Annotated in this window: 13 protein-coding genes; 3 read left to right on the top strand and 10 right to left on the bottom strand. The window is 64.0% G+C overall.

Annotated features, from left to right (window positions below; genetic code table 11):
* Positions 1–114: 114 nt before the first annotated feature.
* Both ACP7DW_RS11705 and ACP7DW_RS11700 read left to right on the top strand, forming a co-directional pair.
* Positions 115–2,013 carry an autotransporter assembly complex protein TamA gene (locus ACP7DW_RS11705; protein ID WP_426055189.1) on the top strand — a complete coding sequence of 633 codons (1,899 nt, stop codon included), beginning with the start codon at positions 115–117 and terminating at the stop codon, positions 2,011–2,013.
* Entirely contained in the window at positions 2,013–6,437 is a 4,425-nt protein-coding gene (locus ACP7DW_RS11700) for a translocation/assembly module TamB domain-containing protein (protein ID WP_426054872.1), read from the top strand. The genes ACP7DW_RS11705 and ACP7DW_RS11700 overlap by 1 nt, the downstream gene beginning before the upstream one ends.
* Positions 6,438–6,607: 170 nt before the next feature.
* Here ACP7DW_RS11700 and ACP7DW_RS11695 read toward each other — a convergent pair whose 3' ends face one another.
* Together ACP7DW_RS11695 and ACP7DW_RS11690 are read right to left on the bottom strand one after the other, a co-directional pair.
* Positions 6,608–6,847, bottom strand: coding sequence for a hypothetical protein (locus ACP7DW_RS11695; protein WP_034753464.1), 240 nt, complete (start codon positions 6,845–6,847; stop codon positions 6,608–6,610).
* Positions 6,848–7,088: 241 nt separating this feature from the next.
* Positions 7,089–9,584, bottom strand: a complete 2,496-nt coding sequence (locus ACP7DW_RS11690) for a prolyl oligopeptidase family serine peptidase (protein ID WP_426054873.1) — start codon at positions 9,582–9,584, stop codon at positions 7,089–7,091.
* A gap of 184 nt (positions 9,585–9,768) precedes the next feature.
* Here ACP7DW_RS11690 and ACP7DW_RS11685 point away from each other — a divergent pair, with 184 nt between their 5' ends.
* The gene (locus ACP7DW_RS11685; protein WP_426054874.1) at positions 9,769–10,287 is read left to right on the top strand and encodes a hypothetical protein; all 519 of its coding nucleotides are present in this window, start codon (positions 9,769–9,771) and stop codon (positions 10,285–10,287) included.
* Positions 10,288–10,293: 6 nt separating this feature from the next.
* On the opposite strand, the gene ACP7DW_RS11680 is transcribed toward ACP7DW_RS11685, so the two are convergent.
* From ACP7DW_RS11680 to ACP7DW_RS11645, 8 genes are all read right to left on the bottom strand, one after another.
* Entirely contained in the window at positions 10,294–11,103 is an 810-nt protein-coding gene (locus ACP7DW_RS11680; RefSeq protein WP_426054875.1) for a hypothetical protein, read from the bottom strand.
* Between the two features lie 65 nt (positions 11,104–11,168).
* Complete coding sequence (locus ACP7DW_RS11675; RefSeq protein ID WP_426054876.1) at positions 11,169–11,747, bottom strand: nucleotidyltransferase family protein; 579 nt, start codon at positions 11,745–11,747, stop codon at positions 11,169–11,171.
* Positions 11,748–11,751: 4 nt separating this feature from the next.
* Positions 11,752–12,822: a DUF4424 family protein gene (locus ACP7DW_RS11670; RefSeq protein WP_426054877.1), complete on the bottom strand. Its 1,071-nt coding sequence runs from the start codon at positions 12,820–12,822 to the stop codon at positions 11,752–11,754.
* A complete protein-coding gene (locus ACP7DW_RS11665) occupies positions 12,759–15,590 on the bottom strand; it encodes an ATP-binding protein (RefSeq protein WP_426054878.1) in 2,832 nt (943 codons plus the stop codon). Before ACP7DW_RS11665 ends, ACP7DW_RS11670 begins: the two co-directional genes overlap by 64 nt.
* 8 nt (positions 15,591–15,598) lie before the next feature.
* Positions 15,599–16,333 (bottom strand): hypothetical protein, encoded by a 735-nt coding sequence (locus ACP7DW_RS11660; RefSeq protein ID WP_426054879.1) that lies wholly within the window; start codon positions 16,331–16,333, stop codon positions 15,599–15,601.
* A complete protein-coding gene (locus ACP7DW_RS11655) occupies positions 16,326–17,696 on the bottom strand; it encodes a hypothetical protein (RefSeq protein ID WP_116743079.1) in 1,371 nt (456 codons plus the stop codon). Before ACP7DW_RS11655 ends, ACP7DW_RS11660 begins: the two co-directional genes overlap by 8 nt.
* A 244-nt stretch (positions 17,697–17,940) precedes the next feature.
* The gene (locus ACP7DW_RS11650; protein ID WP_426054880.1) at positions 17,941–18,702 is read right to left on the bottom strand and encodes a DUF3108 domain-containing protein; all 762 of its coding nucleotides are present in this window, start codon (positions 18,700–18,702) and stop codon (positions 17,941–17,943) included.
* Complete coding sequence (locus tag ACP7DW_RS11645; protein WP_426085207.1) at positions 18,703–19,815, bottom strand: DUF3108 domain-containing protein; 1,113 nt, start codon at positions 19,813–19,815, stop codon at positions 18,703–18,705.
* Between the last annotated feature and the right edge of the window lie 62 nt (positions 19,816–19,877).

The raw sequence follows: 19,877 nt of genomic DNA, 5'->3' as shown, positions 1-19,877 counted from the left end.
TGCAGTCAGCATTTACTCATCTGGAGCACCATGTTTTCTGCACGACCCATACGGCATACGGCTGCCGGCAAGGCGATACGACCACGAATTTTGGCACAAGTAGTGACAAAAGTAATGGGGCAACTGACATTGGCGGCCGCCGGCGGTGCCATCTTGCTGTTCCCCATCGCCCATGCCGGCGCCCAGGAGGCCACGCAAGATGCTGCTCCAGAGAGCGCCAGCGCCACGGAAGCGGCACCCGCGCCGCTGCAGTACGAGGTCAAGGTAAACGCACCGGGCGACCTCGATGAGTTGCTGGAAAAAAACCTGGACCTGGAGCGCTTCCGCGGCAACCCGCGCATGGACCGCGAACAATTGCAGCGCCTCGTGCGCGATACGCCCGAGCAAGCCAAAAACCTCGTTGCCACGGCCGGCTACTACACGCCCGTCGTCACGGTGCGCGTCGATACGACGGGCGCCAAACCCGTCGTCATCGTCGACGTCGACCCGGGCGAACCGGTGACCATCGACAAGGTCGAGCTGGAATTGCGCGGCTTCGACCCCACGCCGCCGCTGGCCGCTTCCGAGCCCTTCGACACGGAAGCCCTGAAGCGCAGCTGGTCGCTGAAATCGGGCAACGTGTTCCGCCAGGCCGACTGGGAATCGGCCAAGCGCGCGCTGCTGCGCGAAGTGGTGCAGACGCGCTACCCGCGTGCCCAGCTGGTCGACACGCAAGCCGTGGTCGATCCGGAAACGCACAAGGTGTCCTTGCTGGTGGTGCTCGACAGCGGCCCTGAACTGCGCTTTGGCGAGCTGCGCATCGAAGGCTTGAAGCGCTACGATGCCAGCATCATCCGCAACCTCGACAAGATCCGCCCGGGCGACTATTACAGCGAATCGGCGCTGCAATCGTTCCAGGCGCGCCTGCAGGACACGGGCTACTTCGCCAGCGTGGAAGTGAGTGCCGACATGAGCAGCATCCTGGGCGAGCAGATCGAGGCGGGCCAGGAAAGCCAGCAAGCCGAGGCCGAAGGTGCCAGCGCCGGGGCCAAGCCCGCCAACCGCGGCCCCGCGCCGCTGCTGCCGCTGGTCGTGCGCGTGACGGAAAACAAGCAGCAAAACGTCAGCGCCGGTCTCGGTTTCAGTACGAATACGGGCAATCGCGCCCAGCTCAACTATGACAACCTGAACGTGTGGGGCACGCGCTTCAAAAGCGCGATCACCATGGAAACGAAGAAACAGGCGGCGCACGCCAATTTTTACTTTCCAACGACCGAACGCGGCTACAACGACAGCGCCGGCGCCTCGTTCGAGCGCAGCGACATTTCCAATGAAATCACGGCCGTCACCACCATCTCGGCCAAGCGCAACTGGGGCGGCACCAACCTCGAACGCAGCCTGACGTTCGAGTTCCTCAGCGAAGACAAGACGGTCGTGGGCCTGGAACAGACGCGCAGCAAGAGCTTGCCCCTGACCTATGCCATCACCAAGCGCAGCCTCGACAGTCTGCTGTTTCCCACCAGGGGCTATGTCATCAATGCCCAGGTGGGCGGCGCCCTGCTGCCCGTGCTGACGGACGAGCGCTTCGTGCGCGTGGCCGGCAAGGCCGTGTATTACCGTCCGCTCGGTGAAAAAGGCGAGCTGATCGTGCGCGGCGAAATGGGCGCGCTCGGTTCGAAGGAAAAACGCGGCGTGCCGGCCGTCTACCTGTTCCGCGCGGGCGGCGACCAGTCGGTGCGCGGCTATGGCTACCAGGAACTGGGCGTGAAGGAAGGCGACGCCACCATCGGCGGGCGCTACATGCTCACCGGCAGCGCCGAATACCAGTACTGGTTCAAGCCGAAATGGGCGATTGCCGCCTTCTATGACGCCGGCAACGCGGCCGACACGGTCAAAGCGGCCATGACGCCGAAATCGGGCTACGGCCTGGGCGGGCGCTACAAGAGCCCCGTCGGCCCCATCAATGTCGACGTGGCGTATGGCCACGCCGTTCAAAAATACCGTTTGCACTTCTCTCTGGGATTCACTTTCTGATGTCCGATATTACTACCGAGTCCCACGACGCCGCGCCGCCACCGCCGGCAAAAAAACCGCGCCGCTGGGTGCGCTACGTACTGATCGCCGTCGCCAGCCTGGCCGTGCTGCTGGGTGGCGCCTTCTGGTTCCTGGGCCGCGAATCGACCTTGCAGATGCTGGTGCAAAAAGTGGCCAGCGCCAGCGGCGGCGACATCGCAGTGTCGGGCGTGTCCGGCTCGCTGTACAACCGCATGCACCTGGGCCACGTCAGCTACCGCAGCAAGACGCAGCACATCACGGCCGACGATATCGACATCAACTGGTCGCCGTTCCAGTTCTTCTCGGAAGGCATCGCCATCAGCGAACTGCACGTGGCCAGCCTGTCCGTGACCAGCACGGCGCCGTCCGAGGAACCGTCGACGATGCCCGCCAGCCTGGCCTCGCCTTTTAAAATCGGCATTGCCGACGCGCGCCTGGACAAGGTCACGCTGGTGAGCGCGGGCGGCAACACGGTGTTTGAAAAAATCCATTTCACCTTGTCGGGCGACAAGACGCAATGGCAGCTGGAAGACGCCTCGGCGTTGACGCCGTTCGGCCAGGCCACGGCCAGCGCGACCATCGCCGCCACGCAGCCGTTCAAGCTGAGCGGCAAAGCCGGCTTGACGCAGCTCACCCCCGCCGCCGGTGAAAAGCCGGCCGCCCTGGCCCTGCAACTGGGCGGCGACTTGAATGTGCTGAACGTGACGGCCAAGGGCAGCGCGGGCGCGGCCACGGCCGATGCCCAGCTGGCGCTGGCGCCGTTCGACCCCGTCATCATCCTGCGCTCGGCCAACATCCGTGGACGCAACATCAATCCGGGCAAGTTCGACGCGACCCTGCCGCAGGCGGATCTGAGCCTGGAACTCGATGCCGCCATCGACACGCGGCCAACCAAGCAAACCGTGTCGGGCAAGCTGGCCATCCTCAACCACGCCACGCCGGGGCCCATCGACCAGCAAAAGCTGCCGCTGCGCCAGTTCGAAGCGCGCCTGGGCGGCACCCTGACGGCCACCACTTTAGAGTCGGCCATCATCGACTTCGGCAACGCGGGCAAATTCACGGGTAGCGGCAAGCTCAACCGCGACGCCGTTGATGCACCCATCGGCAATGCGCAGCTGACCTTGCACACCGACAAGATCGACTTGCAACATATCTACAGCAGCATCAACAGCACCAGGATCGTGGGCGATATCGTGCTCGACAGCGACGGCAAGACGCAAACCCTGCGCGCCAGGCTCGGTGAAGCCAAGCTGCGCCTGGACGTGGAAGCGACGCTTGCCGATTCCTTGGTGCAATTGCGCAAGGCGACCTTGCAAGCAGGCAAAAGCAGCGTGAACGCGACGGGCCAGATCAGCCTGAAGGATGAACAACCGTTCAAGGCCGTGGCCAGCGCCAGCCGCCTCAATCCCGCCGACTTCGGCGCCTTCCCCGTGGCCGACCTGAACCTCGACGTGCGCGCCAACGGCCACGTGGCCCCGCAATGGCTGGCGAATGCGGACTTCACCGTGCGCCCCAGCAAGCTGCTCGACCAGCCCCTGTCGGGCAAGGGCAAGCTGACGGCCGATGCGGCCCATTTCAGCGGTATCGATGTGCAACTGGCGCTGGGCAAGAATAATCTCACGGCCAAGGGCAACTTTGGCGGCGCCGGCGAAAAGCTCAACTGGAATGTCGATGCGCGGCAACTCTCCGCCCTGAAAAGCGACTTGCTGGGCAGCGTGCTGGCCAGCGGCGTGGTGCAGGGCACCTTGCAGCAGCCGCGCACGAGCTTTGTTGCCGATGCGAAGGGACTGGGCCTGACCAGCGGCAAGCGCCCCGCGCCGGACAGCGCCATCCATGCCAGCGGCGACGTGGGCTTGACGGGTCCGAAGCAGGCAGCGGAACTGAAAATGACGGGTTCCTTGCAAAAGATCAACCCGGCCGCCTTTGGCGCATCCCTACCCAACGGCAACGTGAATGCGGATTTCAACGGCAGCGGACGATTGACGAGCGACTGGCAGGTGGCCCTGAACCTGGCCCTGCGCGAATCGACCCTGCAAAACGCGCCGCTGGCCGGTTACGCCAAGCTGTCGGCCAACGCGAAACGCATCGACAGCGTGGATGCGGAACTGCGCCTGGGGCCGAACAGCCTGCTGGCCAAGGGCGCGCTGGGCGGCGCCACCGACAAGCTGACGTGGAAACTCGATGCGCCGAAACTGTCGACCCTCGGTCCCCGCTTTGCCGGCGTGCTGCAGGCGTCCGGCTCCGTCTCGGGCAAGATGGACGCGCCCGCCGCGCAACTGAGCCTCGATGGCCGTGACCTGACCTTCTTTGGCGAGCAGCAATTGAAATCCATCAAGGGCAGCGCCAGCGTGGGCGCCGGCCAGGGCGCGCTCGACCCCATGGTCAGCAGCCTGGAGATTACCGGCTACAGCACGCCCACCTTCAAGCTGGGCAGCGCACGCCTGAGTACCTCCGGCACGCGCGGCAGCCATACGGTGAGCCTGGCGGCGCGCAACGACGATGTCGACGCCAGCGTGCACATCCGCGGCAGCCAGAGCGGCGCCAGCTGGACGGGCAGCATCGACAGCCTGCAAAACAAGGGCCGCTATGCGCTGGTGCTGCAAGCGCCCGTGCCCGTGAAAGTGGCCGGTCCGGCCGGCAGCGGCGTGGCGGGCCTGGGCCAGCCGGAACAGATCAGCGTGGGCAACACCGTCATCAAATTGCCGGCAGGCAGCATCACCATGCAAAGCCTGGTCAAGAACGGCCCCCGCTGGAACAGTTCCGGCCAGGCGGCCGGCGTGGCGCTGACCTATCTGGCGCAAGTGATTCCCTCGCTGCAAGCCAATGCGCGCAGCGACCTGACCCTGGGTGCGCAATGGTCGCTCGACATGCAAGTGCCGACGGCCAAGCAGAAAGACCCGTCCCTGGCCGGCATGCTGCACATCTACCGCGAAAAAGGCGACGTGACGGTGGGCGTGGAACAGCCGCTGGCGCTGGGATTGCGCACCTTCGATGCGCGCATCGATGTGGCCAACCAGCAACTGCGCCTGGCCGTGAAACTCGACGGCGCGCGCGCAGGCCAGAGCGATATCAATGCCACCGTGCAAATGCTGAACGGGCGCATCAGCAATGACAGCGCCCTCTCGCTGACGGGCACCACCAGCATCGATACACTGGCCTGGCTGGCGCCGCTGACGGGCCAGCCAGGCCTGGAGCTGGGCGGCGCCTTGAAAGTGGCCCTGTCCGGCAGCGGCACCATCGGCGCGCCGCAATTGAATGGCGACATCAACGGCAGCAAGCTGCTGGTGAACTGGGCCGACCAGGGCTTGAAATTGCGCAATGGCGTGCTGCAAGCCAAGCTGGCCGGCGATCAATTGCAATTGCAGCGCCTGAGCTTTGACGGCGGCGATGGCAAGGTGCAGGCAGATGGCTGGGTACGCTTTGCGAATGGCGAAGCGAGCCTGGAACTGAAACTGCTGGCCGACCGCCTGCAGGCGCTGTCGCGCCCCGACCGCACCTTGATCCTGTCGGGCAACAGCACCCTGGTGCGCAACGACAAGCGCTTCAGCTTCGAAGGCAAGTTCAAGGCCAACCGCGCGCTGATCGAACTGGCGCCGCAAGATACCCCGACGCAAAGCAGCGACGTGGTGGTGCTGGGCAAGGAGGTCAAGGGCGGCAAGGAAGCGCCGTCACTGCCCCTGAATATCGACCTGGAATTTGACCTGGGCAATGCCTTCCACCTGCGCGGCATGGGTCTCGACGCCGACCTGGCGGGCAATGTGCGTGCCCGCGTCATCAACCGCGCCGCGCCGCGCGTGACGGGCAGCATCAAGGTCACCAACGGCCAGTACGCGGCCTACGGGCAGAAACTGTCGATCGAACGGGGCTTGATCGCCTTCACGGGCGCCTACGACAACCCGTCGCTGAATATCCTCGCCGTGCGCAAGCGCCCCGAGGGCGAAGCCTTGTCGGAAACGAATGTGGAAGCGGGCGTGGAAGTGCGCGGCACGGCCCAGGCGCCGACGGCCAAGCTGGTGTCCACGCCGAGCGTCTCGGACAGCGACAAGCTGGCCTGGCTGATCCTCGGCCACGGCGCGGAAACGGCGGCCGGCGATGAAATGGCCCTGCTGACGACGGCCGCAGGCGCCCTCTTCGGCGGCTCCGGCGGCGGCTTGCAAGGCAAGCTGGCCAATTCGCTGGGCCTCGACGAAGTGGGCCTGTCGCAGGCAAAGGGGCTGGAAAGCACGGTTGTCACGGTCGGCAAACGCCTGTCCTCGCGCGCCTACCTGACGTTCGAGCAAGGCACGAGCACGGCGACGAGCCTGGTGAAACTGCGCTACAAGCTGAACCGCCGCATCACCCTGCAATTCCAGACCGGCACCAACAATGCGCTGGACGTGTTGTACACGTGGGCATTTGATTAGAGTGGCGGCCAACAATGTTGTCGGATTACGCGTGGCGTTGCCGCGCTAATCCGACCTACGGACCACGTGCATGTGCGTAGGTCGGATTAGCGGCGCAGCCGCGTAATCCGACACCACCAGAAACAACAAAGGGCGCCTCGGCGCCCTTTTGTTTGGCTGCAGCAAACAGCTTACTCGGCCACGTCGAGCCCCCGCTCGATCATGCCTTCGACGTAGGCGCGCAGGTATTGCTCCAGCGCGGGGCCGGACAGCACGTTGGCCGTCAGCGCGCCGTGCGGCGAGCCTTTCAGCACGCCATCGTGGTACACGCGCGCAATCCAGGCCACGTCCGCGCCCTGGGTGTAATCGAGTTCATAGTCAAACGATTCTCCGCTGACTTTGCGTGTGTAGACTTCCTTGACAATTGCCATCTGAAACAGCCTTTCTTGAGATTAACTGGGGTGCGGGTGCGGCACCGGATCGTCCTGCGGCACCGGGTGCGCGGGCCCCGGATGGTGCCCGGGCGCTTCTTGCGGCTCCGGCGCCGGCATGGGTTCATCGACAGGCGCCGGGTCGGGCGCGCGGTGGGCGTGGATGACGGACATGGCTGGCCTCCCTGCAGACAAAAGAAGACCATACCACGAGATGTGCGCCACCTGCCCTGCGCGCCCCTTATTTCGCTGCCGGCTTGACGTCGGCGGCCGGCGGCGCGGCGTTCTTCACATATTTCTCCAGCCAGTTGTTGCTTTCATACAGCATCTGCATGATCGATTCGCGCGCGCGGTAGCCATGGCTCTCGTTCGGCAGCATCACCAGGCGCGCCGTGCCGCCCAGTCCCTTGACGGCCTGGAACATGCGTTCGCTCTGGATGGGGAAAGTACCCGAGTTGTTGTCCTGCTCGCCGTGGATCATCAGCAGCGCATCCTTGATCTTGTCCGCATAGTTGAACGGCGACATGGCCTGGTAGACGGCCGGCGCCTGCCAGAACGAGCGCTCTTCCGCCTGGAAGCCGAACGGCGTCAGGGTGCGGTTATAGGCGCCGCTACGGGCGATGCCGGCGCGGAACAGCCGCGTGTGCGCCAGCAAATTGCCCGTCATGAAGGCGCCATACGAGTGGCCGCCGATGGCGATACGGTTGCGGTCGGCCACGCCACGGCGCACCACTTCATCGACGGCCGCTTCGGCATCGGCCACCAGCTGCGGCAGATAGGTGTCGTTCGGCTCCTGCTCGCCGTTGCCGACGATGGGGAACGATGGATTGTCGAGCACGGCGTAGCCCATGGACAGGAAGGCGGCCGGGCCCCAGTAGCTGACGGCATTGAATTTGTACGGCGAGCCCTTGGTCTGGCTGGCCGCGCTGGCCGTCTTGAATTCCTGCGGATACGCCCACATCAGGGTCGGCAATGGGCCGTCGCGTTTGACGTCGTAGTTCGGCGGCAGCATCAGGGTGGCCGTCAAGTCCACGCCATCGGCGCGCTTGTAGCGGATCAGCTCTTTCTGCACGTCCTTCAATTGCGGCAGCGGATGGGGGAAGTGCGTGAGGGCCGTCAATTGCGCCTCGCCCTGCTGTTTCAGGTTGCGCACATAGTAATTCGGCTGCTCGGTGGGCGACTCGCGCGTCGACAGCAAACGGCTGCCGTCCTCGTCCAGCACGGCCACCACGTTTTCATAGTAGGGCGCGGCGCTCTGGAACAGGCGCTGCTTCTGTTTCGTCGCCAGGTTCAGGCGGTCGATGAAGGGACGGTCGCCGTCCTTCGAGGCGCCCTGGCCGTCGAGCAGGATGGAACCATCGGCGGCGATGAGCAGGCGCGGCAAGCCGGCCGCATCGGCGCGCATGACGGGCTGGCCCGGATCGTTGTAGCGGTCTTCGAACGAACCCGCATACACGAGGTCGGCTGGCGTGGAAGGTTGATCTGGCGAAATCTTCCACTGCTTGACGGCGCGCGTCTTGTACCACGCTTCGCTGAGCAGGGCCAGGTCGCCGCGGCCCCAGGCCACGCCCGCATAGCGCGAACCCAGCCTGGCCAGCACGGCCGGCTTGTCGGTAAACGGCGCCGCCTGCGTATAGACGATGTCGCGGATCTCCGCCGCCTTGGCCGGATCGCCGCCGTCCTGCGCTTCAGCCCACACCAGGGTGGCGGGCGCATCGACCCTCCAGCTGACGGAGCGCACGCCGGCGGACACGGCGTCATTGCCTGGCGGCAGCCCTTCCTCCAGCGGCAGGGCCGCCACCGCATGCTCCACCTTGCCATTCAGGTCGCGTACATCGATCTGGTGAGCAAAGTCATGCGCCGGCACGATGTACGAATACGGACGCACGATGCGGGTCGTCAGCAGGTGCTTGCCATCGGGCGAGGCCGACACGCGCGAGAACTGGCCCGGCTGGCCCACCAGGCGCTGCTTGCCCGCCACGTCCAGCAAGGCCAGCTGGACGGTGATGTAGTGTTCGAACAGCTGCGCATCCTGTTCGTTCTTCAACAGGTCGGGATAGGTGCGCAATTGCTTGACGCCACCGCCCGGCACGCTATCCTGGACGGACGGCCCCGTCGGGATGCCGCTCGCCACGGGCGCCCCACCCAGCTTGGCCGGCTTCAGCTGCACCAGCAGGGTCTTGCTGTCCGGCATCCAGGAAAAACCACGGCCATACACGGTCGACAGGGGCGCGCTGGCCAGCTTGCGCGCCGCTTTCGTCTGCACGTCGAGCAGCCACAATTGCACGCCCGATTCCTTCACGCCCTTGGCGGGATCGGCATAGGCGACATGCGTAAACGCCAGGTAGCGCTGGTCGGGCGACCAGGCCAGGTCGGCGATGCGGGGCGAGACAGGCAAGCCGCTGACCTTGATTTCCTTCTGCGTATCGATGTCGAGTAAACCCAGTCCCGTGTGGAAGCTGAAGCGGCTTGCCGAATAGGTGCGCGGATTGATGCGCAAACCCGCCAGCTTCAGTTCCGGCTGCGCCACTTCGCTAATGCCGGGCAAGGATGGCGTGGGCAGCACGGCCGCCAGGTTGCGTTTCGGGCTCAGGCTCAGGGTCGGCGCGCGCGGCGCATCGACGATGGCTTGCAGGGGCGCTGGCGGGGCTTGATAAGCGCCATCTTGCGCCATGGCCAGGGAAGACGAGGCCAACAGGCCGACAGTGATGGGCAGCAAAGGCAAACGAGTAGACATGAAACTCCAGTGTATGAAGGTGGTGACAAGAATGCACCGCACCGCTCATGGCGGTGCATTGTGACAAGGCATAGTGCGTTCATGCCATGTAAATGTCAACCAGCAACTTTTACCGTTTGACAAGCATCGCCGCCCGCCCCCATCTCGCTTACAATCGCTGTTTTACCCGCACCCGATTGCCTACATGGAAACCACCACCCTCGCCCTGCTGTTCCTGGTCCCGCTGCTGGTCTGGCGTATTTATTCGCGCCTGAAGAAACTGGTGGCGCGCCAGAAGTCGCAGCTGTGGCGCCACTGGAGCGTGGCGATCGCGTTTCCCGCGCTGCTGCTGTTCCTGGCGACGACGACGAAATTCGACATCCTGCCCCTGTCCAGCCTGGGCGCGGCCGCGCTGGCCGGTGGCTGGCTGGGCGTGCTCGGCTTGAAGCTGACGCGCTTCGAGCAAGTCGGAAAAGATTTCTTTTTTACCCAGCACCGCTACCTGGGGCTGGCCATCACGATGCTGTTCATCGCCCGCCTGCTGTACCGCGGCATGGAAATCTACCTGAACACGCGCCAGGACGTGCCCGTACCGCCGCCACCGTTCGGCCAAAGCCCGCTGACCATGGCCGCCTATGGCCTGGTCATCGGCTACTACGCCATGTATGCGTGGGGCTTGCTGCGCTGGCGCCAGCGCAACAAACCCTTGGAAGCCGCAGAGTAAGCCAGGTCAGTAGTACTGGCACAGGCCGGTACACGTCGTCACCGCCAGTGCCTGGCGTATCGTCGCCAGCGCCGGCGCCAGGGATGGATCGAGATCCTTGTCCGCATCGGCCAGGCTGGTCAGCAGGCGCTCGCGCAACGGTGGCGCCATCAGATTGGCATTCGCCGTGGCGTGCTGCGCGGCCGTTGCCAGCATCCGTTTCTTTTGCGCCACATTCCAGAACGGCACCTGCACGAATTGCACCACGTTCGCAAACATGGTGCTCGATCCCTTGCTGAAGGCGCGGGCGCGCATGCGCTCGGCACCGCTCACGTCCTGCGCCGGCTGCGTACTGAACTCGGCTTCCATCAAGCCGATCAAGTGCGCATGGCAATGCACGCCGAAGGCAAACAGGGCGGCCATTTCATCGCCATAATTGGCCAGGTTCTGCGTCACCTGTTCCTTGCGCGCCTGCTGCAGCTCGGTGCCGGACAGCGGCAGCGGCAATTGCAGGCCAAACGTGTAATACGCCTTACCCAGGTTGGTCGCCCGCTCGCACACGGCCACGCTCTGGTTCACGTCCTGCAGCGCGGCGACAGGCGCCTGGAACAGGCGCGGGCCGGCGGCGATGTGGGAAAACAGCTGCGCCACGGCAGGATCGCGCAGGCGCGGCAAGCCGCTGTGCGGCGTCGCCTTGGCCATCAGCGCTTCCAGCTGGCCGCTGGCTTGCTGAAAATCGGTGTAGCTGTCAGCCCAGGCGGCGGACGCCATGAGGGCGGAGGAAAGGCAGAACAGGAGGCCGAGGCGGCGCAGCGGCGAAGAAATCAAAAAGGACATGGGATCAGGAGAGCACTATTGGATAATTGGCAATTATAGGCAATCTATATCCATACTGCATCGAATCAGGCGATGATGGTGACGCGTGGCCAGCGCGCCGCATAGTCCTTGCTGGCCAGGCGCTGCGCATAGCCGTCTGCGCTGATGCGCGCCGGGTTGCGCCGCACCACCATATTGAACAGGTCATCGAGGCCATGCGGCGCGAGGATGCCGATCTCGCCGTCAGGCTGCAGCCAGACGCCAACCGAGGTGGCAAATTCGGGCCAGGTAGCGATGGCGTCGTCGAGCGAGCGCAAGGGCGGCACGGCGTAGCCAAACTCAGCTTCGAACCACAGGTGCACCCGGGCCTGGTTGCATACCTCCCACGGCACGCCGGGCAGCAAAGTTGCCAGGCGCTGGCGCAGTTGCACCTCGCTTTCCGCAAGCAAATCGTGCGCATCGAAATACGCCACGTCGATGTCGCTCAATGCCGATGGTTGTGAGTAAGCATGCAAGGCGTCCCACACCAGGTTGCGCACGGCGCCGGCGCCGATGCAACAGTGGGACAAGCCCAGCTGCGCCACGGCGTGCAGCGCTTGCATGCACCACGGCGTGGCGCGGGCGATGGCGCGCAGATGCGCGGCCAGCGCTTCCTGCGTGCGCATGCGGCTATGGCCGGATCTGCGGCGCCACGCCATCGTGGCTGACCGTGCCCTCGACATTGCCGAAGTACACATCCAGATCCTGCTGCGGATGGAAGTTGCGCAGCTTGACTTGCAAGGTGGTGGGGTTGATTTTGGTGAACGTGCCGGGGAAGCACAGGCTGACCAGCTCGTCCGACTTGCCCTTGACCAGGTTCAAGGTAAAGTCTTCGATGCCATTCTTCCAGGTGTTACCCGTCGTCAAAATATACGACACCCACACGGCATTGACGAAGCCGCTTTCGCCCTGCTTGGCCGCCAGGCGGTTCCACGTCTTGTAAAAGGCCTTGTCGCCGCAGTATTTCTTTTCAAAGGCATTCCCATCGCCCAGGTAGGACGCACCGGGGCCGGCCGCGACGAATGGCGCATATTGATGGCGCACGCGCACGACTTTACCGGCGGGAAATTTCTGCTGCCACAGGTAGATGACTTTCACGGTCCAGGCCGGCACCCATTCCTCATCGTACAGCTGGGCCAGCAAGCCTTCGCCGATCATGATCTTGCTTTGCGCGGCCGTCAGCGGCGCCACTTTCTTGTCGAACGGCGTGTGCGAGGGGAAATACGCGATCTGCGCGTCCGACAGGCCCAGCTGGCGCAGCCGGGCCGTCACGTCTTTGGCGTCGAGCTTGGCGACAAACGTGGTTTGATAGTCCTTGCGCTTGCCATCCACGTCAACAGTAAACTGCTGCGGCTGGCCATAATACGTGGGCGAGCCATGGTAGCCGGCCGCGTATTCGGGCAAGGGGAAGAAGATCGTCTCTTCCACGTCCTTGGCCGATTCATTGAGGAATTCGTACTCGACCTTGATCAATTCCGCGCTCACGCTGAGCACTTCCTTTTTCATGGCCACGGCATCGGTCTTGCCGAACAGGATGCCGCCCGCGCTGACGGAACCGATGCCGTCGTTGGCCGCAGCCGTCCCCGCCAGCACGGCCAGCGACACGGCGATGGCCGAAACCAGCTTGCGCACGGCCATCACGCGGCCTTGCCCGATACGGGATCGATGCGCCGCTGCAGCACGAAAATCGGTTGTGCCCATTGGCTATCCTTTTTCTTTTTGCTGGTGATCAAGGTCAGTTCCGACGGATCGTAGACATCGGTGTTGTGCGTCAACGGCGTCGTCATCAGGTATTGCGCTTGCGTGTTTTTCAGGAATTCGCCGACCAATTGAATGTTGCGGATATCAAGGTGGGCAAACGGTTCGTCGATGAAGACGAAGCCGCCGGAACCGTCTTCCGATTTCAGCAAGCCGATCAAGAGCACCAGCGACTTCATGACCTGCTGGCCGCCCGACGCTTCGCCATCGTTCATGCCGATCACGCCCTTGCCGTCAAATTTGAAACGCACGTGCAAGCCCGCCTGCGACAGCTGCACGTCGTCGTTTTCCAGGCGCACGGGGTCGGCATGCACTTCGATGCCGGCCAGCTCGCCCAGCTCCTTGATATTCTTGCTGTAGGTCTTGATGGTGTAGCGCAAGCGTTCCATGTAGGCGCCGCGCGCATTGCCCGTCGCTTCGATGGCGCGATTGTTCTGGTAGCGGCGCTCGTCCGTTTCCGACTGGCGGCCATGCAGCTGGTCCGACAGGCGGTGATGCTGATCGATGACGGTGGCGTCGAGTTCCCAGTCGTCGCGCGCCAGGCTGTTTTGCAGGCTGGCCACGCGCAGATCGACCTGGTGCGCATTCTGGTGCTCGGCGACGAGCGCCGCGCGGCGCGCGGGACGGCGCCAGCTTTTCGGCAGATGGCGCCATGCATGGCGCAAGGCCAGCAAGGCGCGCGCATGCTCGGCGCGTTGTTCAATCTGCTTCTTGTAGCCGAGGCGCGCACCGGCTTCCGCTTCGGACAACGCCAGGCGCGCGTTTTGCCACACGGTATCTGCACGCGTGCGCGCCACGGTGGCGTTCTTCGTCAGGTTTTGCAGCTCGCCCAGGCGCCCGCCCACTTCCAGGCGCTCTTCCTTGAGCGGCTTCGAGTTGCGCAGCGCTTCGGCAAATTCTTCCTGGCGCGCACTGAGTTCCTTGGCCGCGTCGACGCCGGCGATGCGCGCTTTCAGGGCGCCCACTTCGGCCGCCAGTTTCGAGATCGCCAGGGTCAGCGTATCTTCCTGTCCTTCCAGGCCCGGCAAGGAGCGCAGCAGCGCTTCCAGGCGGCCGCTGCGGCCAGCCTGGCCGAAGCGGTAGCGCGACGCTTCCACGAACAGCGAGCGCCCGCCGCGGCGTTCGCGGTGATACGCCTCGGGCGTGATCCACTCTTCGTGGTTGCCCAATTTAAAACCTGCTTCGACGGAATCGACACGCGCAATGCGCGACAGCTGCTCGATCAGCCAGCTTGGCACGGGAGCGGAAAATTTCACCACCGCCAGCAAGCTCTCGTCTTTCGCGACAGGCGCCGTGACCAGCTCGGGCACGATGAAGTGGCGGTAGCGCTCCTTCTCGGCCAGGCGGTAGGCGGCCGCCGCATCCTTGGCCTTGTCGAGCAGCACCACCGAAGCGTAACCGCCCAGCACGCCTTCGACGGCGCCCTGCCAGCGGCTGTCCGTCACTTCGACGATGTCCGACAGCATCGCGTGGGATATCCCCGCGTCGCGCAGCGCGCGGCGCATGCCGCGCACATTGTCCGGCTCCGGCATGGCCGTCTTGCCTTGCAGCGCGGCAATCGTCGCCTGCTCGCCCGCGATGCGCGCCGACAGGGCGTCGCGCTGCTGGCGCTGCTGCAGCAATTGCGCTTCCTTCTGTTCCAGCTGCGCCGTCACTTCGGCGATGTCGCTGCCCGAGTCAGCTGCCAGCTTGTGCAAACGGTCCTTCTGTTCCAGCAGGCTGTCCAGCGGTTTGAGCTTGCTATTGATCAGGGACAAGCGGCTCTGCAAGCCGATCGATTCCTGCTCCAGCAAGGTTTCGTTCATCTGTGCGTCGGACAGGGCCTTCGCTTGGGCCGCCAGCGCATTGCGTTTATCGGTCAGCTGCTGGTCCGCCTGCGCCATCGGTTTGCGCGCATCGCGCAATTGCCGGCTGGCCTGAGCCGCCTTTTCGCGCGCCTCGTGGTATTGCAAGCTGGGCAGCACTTCTTCCAGCAAGTTGCGGCGCTCTTTATGCAGCCCTTCCCACTGGTGGTAATTGGCTACGCGCAGGCGCAAGCCTTCCAGGTTGGTCTTCGACGCCTCGAGTTCCGTCTCGAAGCGTTTCAGCTCCACTTCCGTATCGCGCTGGTGGCGCTTGGCTTCGTCGTAGGCGTCCAGCACTTCCTTGTCGCCGAACACCTGGAACACCAGGTCGAGCAACTGGCGCGGCGCGTATTCGCACAATTTGTCCGTCTCGCCCTGCTCCAGCGCCAGCACTTTCGACATGGCGGGCGACAGGCCCGCATTGGCCAGGCGCTTGCGGTAGTTTTCCACGCCGAGCCAGTCGTTGGCGTCCGTGATGTCTTCGATCTGCACATTGCCTGGACGCATCAGATACTGGCGCTTCCAGTCGCCGCCATTTTTCTGGATCTGGCAAAACAGCGTCACTTCATCGTCGCTGAAGAAGCCGGAGCTGCGGAACGGGCGGTTCGACAGCTGCTTGCCCACGTTCTTGTTGTCGACCACGGCGCGCAGCCAGGCCGTCTGCTGGCCCGAGTGGCGCGCATAGTGTTTATACGTGCGGCCCATCGAGCAATCGAGGCCGAACAGAGTGCGCAAGGCGTCGAGCAAGGTGGTCTTGCCCGAGCCGTTCTGCCCCGCGATGGTGATGATCTTCGCGTCGAGCGGAATATTCTTGATGCGCTGCCAGTAATCCCAGTGCACCAGTTCAAGTGATTTGATATGAAACATGGGCGCTTTCAGTGAGGGAGGTCGGACGCAGGCTCGTCGCCGGCGTCGGGCAAGCCGCCGATGTCGGCGGACAGGTCGTCTGCCAGGTCGGCGTCAGGATCGACAGCCACCAGGCGCGCGGGCGCCCGCTTGAACACGTCGGCCAGGGCGCCGTTGATGATGCGTTCTTTCAGGACGTCGGTATCCATCATCAGGTCCAGCAGCGGGCCTTCCAGGATGAAGTCGCCGCGCCGCTCGATGAAGCCCAGCTTGGCCAGGGTGCCCAGGTTCATGTCCATGCGCGTCTTCTTGCCCAGCTTGTCGCCGAAGTCCGACAGCAGCGCCTTGTAGGAAATGCCGATCGAGGCGTCTTCCGCGCGCGGCAGCGGTTTTTCCGTGCCAAACATATCATTTTGATCGTCATCGGCATGCTGGTGCGTTTCCTGGCGTTCGCGCTTGGGCAGGATGATCTGCGCCCACAGCACCACCAGCAAGGCCACGCCATCGCGCGCCAAACCGAAATTATTGTTTTGCCAGACGTCGCGCGCGCCGAAGATCTTCGGCTCGATGGTGCGCGTCAGGGCCAGCGTCACATGGTCGGCATATACGTTGTCGAGCAATTTCAAGCCGCAGGCCAGCAGGCGCGCATCGATCTCGGCGCGGAACAGCTCGTCGGACAGCACGCGCTTGACGAGCTTGTCGTCGCGGCGCAGGGTTTGATGCGTGAGCAGGCGCGCAATCAGGATTTGGGAATCGTCATTCATCGGCAGTGCCGCTATCTAAATCAAGTGAAACATTCAGTGAAAGCGAGGCGATCGACATGGCCGCCACGTGGGGGTCGGTCAGTTGGACCATCTCGTCGGTCGGTGTAAAGGTGATCGGCAAACGGGCCAGTTCGGCCGTGGATCCCTGCAAGCTCGCTTCGGACACGTCGCCGAGCAGCGGCAGCATCGAGGCGCGGTACGAGGCCACGGCAAAGCTGGCCGGCAGCAGCGAGTCCTGCACCGGTACGCTCTTCGGCCCTTCTTCGCCGATGCTGGGGAAATTGCCCAGGCTGGCAAAGTTCGACAGGCGTTCGAGCAAGTCATCGAGTTCAAGCTGCATGGCGGGTCCGTCGCTGATGGTGGTGGGCGCGTCCTCTCCGCTGGGCAGGCCCGTGTTGATGACACCTGCCGCCCGTTCGGACAGCAGTTCCGTTTCGGCCACGTCGATCATCTCGGCCGGCGTGGAAAACAGGGGCACGACGGGCTGGTCGATGGCGCCCTCGGCCAGGCTGGCCAGGTCGTCATGCAGCAAGAGCCAGCGCTTGATGTCCGTGGTCGACAGGCCCGACTGGCCCAGGTGCACGCGCTGGCGCTCGATCTGGTTCAGCGCGCGCGAAAACATGCCTTGCATGTTCAACAATTTACTTTGCGCGCGGCCGATCGCCTGCGCCGCCTTGTGCGTGGCGCTGTCCGCGTTTTCATCGGACGTAATCGCCACGAGGATTTCCGAACCTTTTTCCACCCAGTCGCAGGCCATGTTCCACTTCGCCTGCGCCGTGCGCAGCCGGAATTCGGAACCGGAGGCAATCGCGTCGGAGAACTCTTCCGTCAAATCCACCAGGCGGCCCAGCAAATGCTGCAGTTGCTCGACCGACACGCCGCCGACGGCTTGCGCACCGGCCACCTGCGACAGCAAAAAGCCCATTTCCGCTTCGTCTTCCGTCTGGCCCAGGCCCAGCAGGCTGTCGATGGCGGACAGCACATTGCGCGCCATGGGCGTGACGCGGTACACGCCCTGCTGCGCATCCCAGGCCAGCAGCTGGTTCGAGCGCAGGCGCAGCAAGACCGTTTCCAGGCTTTCCGGCAACAGATACGCCAGCTTGGTGTTGATATCGGCGCGCGTATAGGCGGACGTGGCCGCATCGGACGCCAGCTCGCGCAACACCAGCAGACGCACCAGCACGCCATCGAAACCGCCATGAAACAGGGCCGTAAACACTTGCAGCAAAGGCTGCGCCCGCTTCAAGTGAAACACCTGCTCGATCTCGTCGGCCGAAATATTGGGCTGGAAATGCGCCTGCAAGGAATCGTGATGCTCTTGCTCTGTCTGATGTGCATCCGTAGCCACGGCTGCACTTGCCATTATATCAATCATTCTTTTCCGGATGAGTGTTCAGCGGGCGGCGCAGCGGGCTAGCGCAGCGCTGCGGGGCGGGGGCGTCAGTATATCAGTTCTGACATGCAATTCGACTGATCGCCGGAGGCGGCAGTCCGGGGTCAGACCCGCCTGGGGGAATGCCTTCCAATGGAAGGCATTCCAATCCGCCAGGACTGACCCCAGCACTTGCTTTGGGGTAAGAAAATCGAATACAAGCAAGCGTAGAAACCTACTTCTTGACGATCTTTTGCAAGGTTTGCTCGACGTAATCGCCGTCTTCATCGGCGAACGTCACCTTCACGGGATACCATTCCAGCGACGGCGCCAGCCACAGGTCCACTTGCTGGCCCTTCTTGTCCGGCGGCGGCGCCTTGACCAGGTGGATGGCGGCGACCTCTCCCATACCGGTGGCGACCTTGTCCTCCTTGACGACCTTGAAGGTCCACGGCTCGGCATCGTGGCGGCCGGCCACGAAGAAGCTCCATTCCGAACCGGGCGTGAATTTTTCGGGCGTGGCGCGCGCCACGCTGACCAGTTGCCAGACGGTGCTGTTGCGGTCCTGTTCGCCGCCTTTCAGCGGATAGCTGTCATCGCCCTCGCTGAAGACGATGGTCTTGCTGTCGCGCTTGAACGTGGTGGTGGCCGCTTCCTTGCGGAAACGTTTTTCCACGAATTGAGAAGGCGCCAGGCCGAAATCGTCGACCGTGCCTTCGCTGCGCTGCTCCAGAATCTTGCCGAACAGGGCCGCCTTGGTTTCGGCCAGCAGCGAATACTTGCCATCGCCCGCACGCCAGTTGCTGACCGATTCGCCGGACAGCCCGATGCCGCGCTGTTTCGCCTTGATCGAATAGACGAGGTCAGCCGATGGCGCCAGCTTGTAGGGGCGCTTGATGACGGGATGCTCCACGGGCGCGTCGGCCATGGCGGGAGTCAGGGCGGCGGCCAGCAAGCTGGCCAGCACCACGCGTTTTAAAGTACTCAAAGTCATCATTTATTTTCCTGTAGCGTCATTGACGCGAATTTGGGTCACGGTTTGCGTGGTCAGCGCCCCGCTCGCCTCGGTATTGCGTATTTGTACCGGATACCATTGCATGGACGGCGCCAGCCAGATATCGAGCTGCGACGAATACGTGCCGGGCTTCGGTGGCCGGCGCAGATGCCAGGTCACCAGACGGCCCATTTTGGTATCGAGTTCTTCCTCGCCCACCAGCTGGAAGCGGAACACGGTCGCTTCCTTTTCCTCGCCGACGAGGATGTCGATATTGCCGGCCAGCTGGTTGACGTCCGCGCGGCCGATGGCGGCCAGCTGGAACGGCACCGTGGCCTTGTCCTGCGCCCCCTCCTGCCATGGCGCCGTGGCCGTCGTGGCCGAAAACGTGATGGCCTTGGCGTCGCGCTTGAAATGCGTGGCCGTTTGCGCGCGGCCCTTGCGTTTTTCCGTGGCCGTGACGGGCACGATGCCGCTGGCATCGATCACGCCCTCGCTGGTCAGCACCAGCAGGTTGATGCGCGTGATCAGCATGCTCAAGCCCACTTCCAGTGTCAGCTGGTAGGTATCGCCTTTGTTGTCCCACGCCATGGCGGCCACGCCCTGCCACTTGGTGCCGTCGGCATCGCGCCGGTCCACATGCAGGTCGAACTGGGCCGAGGCAGGCACATTCGTCTTGTAGTGCCGTGCCTGCTCGACGGGTGGCGGCGCGGCAGCTGGCGCGGGCGCAGCCGCCACGGCGGGCACCGGCGCCGTGATGGCCGGGGCAGCCACCGCGGCCGGTTCGGTCGTGGCCGGGCCTTGCGGCACCTCGCTGGCGGGCGCCGTCCACTGGGGCGTTTCGCTCGACGCCAGTTCCGTCGGCGGCGGCGGTGGCGGCGGCCTGGGCTTGGGCATGGGGAACTCGGGCGGCGGCGGTGGTGGCACCACTGGCAGGGGCCTGGGCGGCTCGGCGATCAAGGCCATGCTGACCATCTGCGCATGATGCTGCCCCAGCGGCACCATGCGGGCATGCGAGGTGAGCCATTCCAACGCCACGTAATGCAGTGCGCCGATGACCGCGACAAAGATGACGGTGCGGCGGCGCGGTGGCGAAAAGAAGGAGTCGGGCATCATAGGCCGTAGTGTACCGCTTCCACCCCACTTCCCGCTTCTTGCCCGCGCTCAACTCCTGATGT

It is taken from the genome of Janthinobacterium sp. PSRC1-1, assembly GCF_049897525.1.
In the GTDB taxonomy this organism is placed as follows: Bacteria; Pseudomonadota; Gammaproteobacteria; order Burkholderiales; family Burkholderiaceae_D; genus Janthinobacterium; species Janthinobacterium tructae.
Note: the sequence above shows the minus strand (reverse complement) of the source record. Positions and strands in the feature narration are given on the sequence as shown.

Coding starts and splice junctions, on each gene's coding strand:
- ACP7DW_RS11705 (WP_426055189.1), top strand. CDS start 115: ATGGGGCAACTGACATTGGCGGCCGCCGGCGGTGCCATCTTGCTGTTC.
- ACP7DW_RS11700 (WP_426054872.1), top strand. CDS start 2,013: ATGTCCGATATTACTACCGAGTCCCACGACGCCGCGCCGCCACCGCCG.
- ACP7DW_RS11695 (WP_034753464.1), bottom strand. CDS start 6,847: ATGGCAATTGTCAAGGAAGTCTACACACGCAAAGTCAGCGGAGAATCG.
- ACP7DW_RS11690 (WP_426054873.1), bottom strand. CDS start 9,584: ATGTCTACTCGTTTGCCTTTGCTGCCCATCACTGTCGGCCTGTTGGCC.
- ACP7DW_RS11685 (WP_426054874.1), top strand. CDS start 9,769: ATGGAAACCACCACCCTCGCCCTGCTGTTCCTGGTCCCGCTGCTGGTC.
- ACP7DW_RS11680 (WP_426054875.1), bottom strand. CDS start 11,103: ATGTCCTTTTTGATTTCTTCGCCGCTGCGCCGCCTCGGCCTCCTGTTC.
- ACP7DW_RS11675 (WP_426054876.1), bottom strand. CDS start 11,747: ATGCGCACGCAGGAAGCGCTGGCCGCGCATCTGCGCGCCATCGCCCGC.
- ACP7DW_RS11670 (WP_426054877.1), bottom strand. CDS start 12,822: ATGGGCACAACCGATTTTCGTGCTGCAGCGGCGCATCGATCCCGTATC.
- ACP7DW_RS11665 (WP_426054878.1), bottom strand. CDS start 15,590: ATGTTTCATATCAAATCACTTGAACTGGTGCACTGGGATTACTGGCAG.
- ACP7DW_RS11660 (WP_426054879.1), bottom strand. CDS start 16,333: ATGAATGACGATTCCCAAATCCTGATTGCGCGCCTGCTCACGCATCAA.
- ACP7DW_RS11655 (WP_116743079.1), bottom strand. CDS start 17,696: ATGGCAAGTGCAGCCGTGGCTACGGATGCACATCAGACAGAGCAAGAG.
- ACP7DW_RS11650 (WP_426054880.1), bottom strand. CDS start 18,702: ATGATGACTTTGAGTACTTTAAAACGCGTGGTGCTGGCCAGCTTGCTG.
- ACP7DW_RS11645 (WP_426085207.1), bottom strand. CDS start 19,815: ATGATGCCCGACTCCTTCTTTTCGCCACCGCGCCGCCGCACCGTCATC.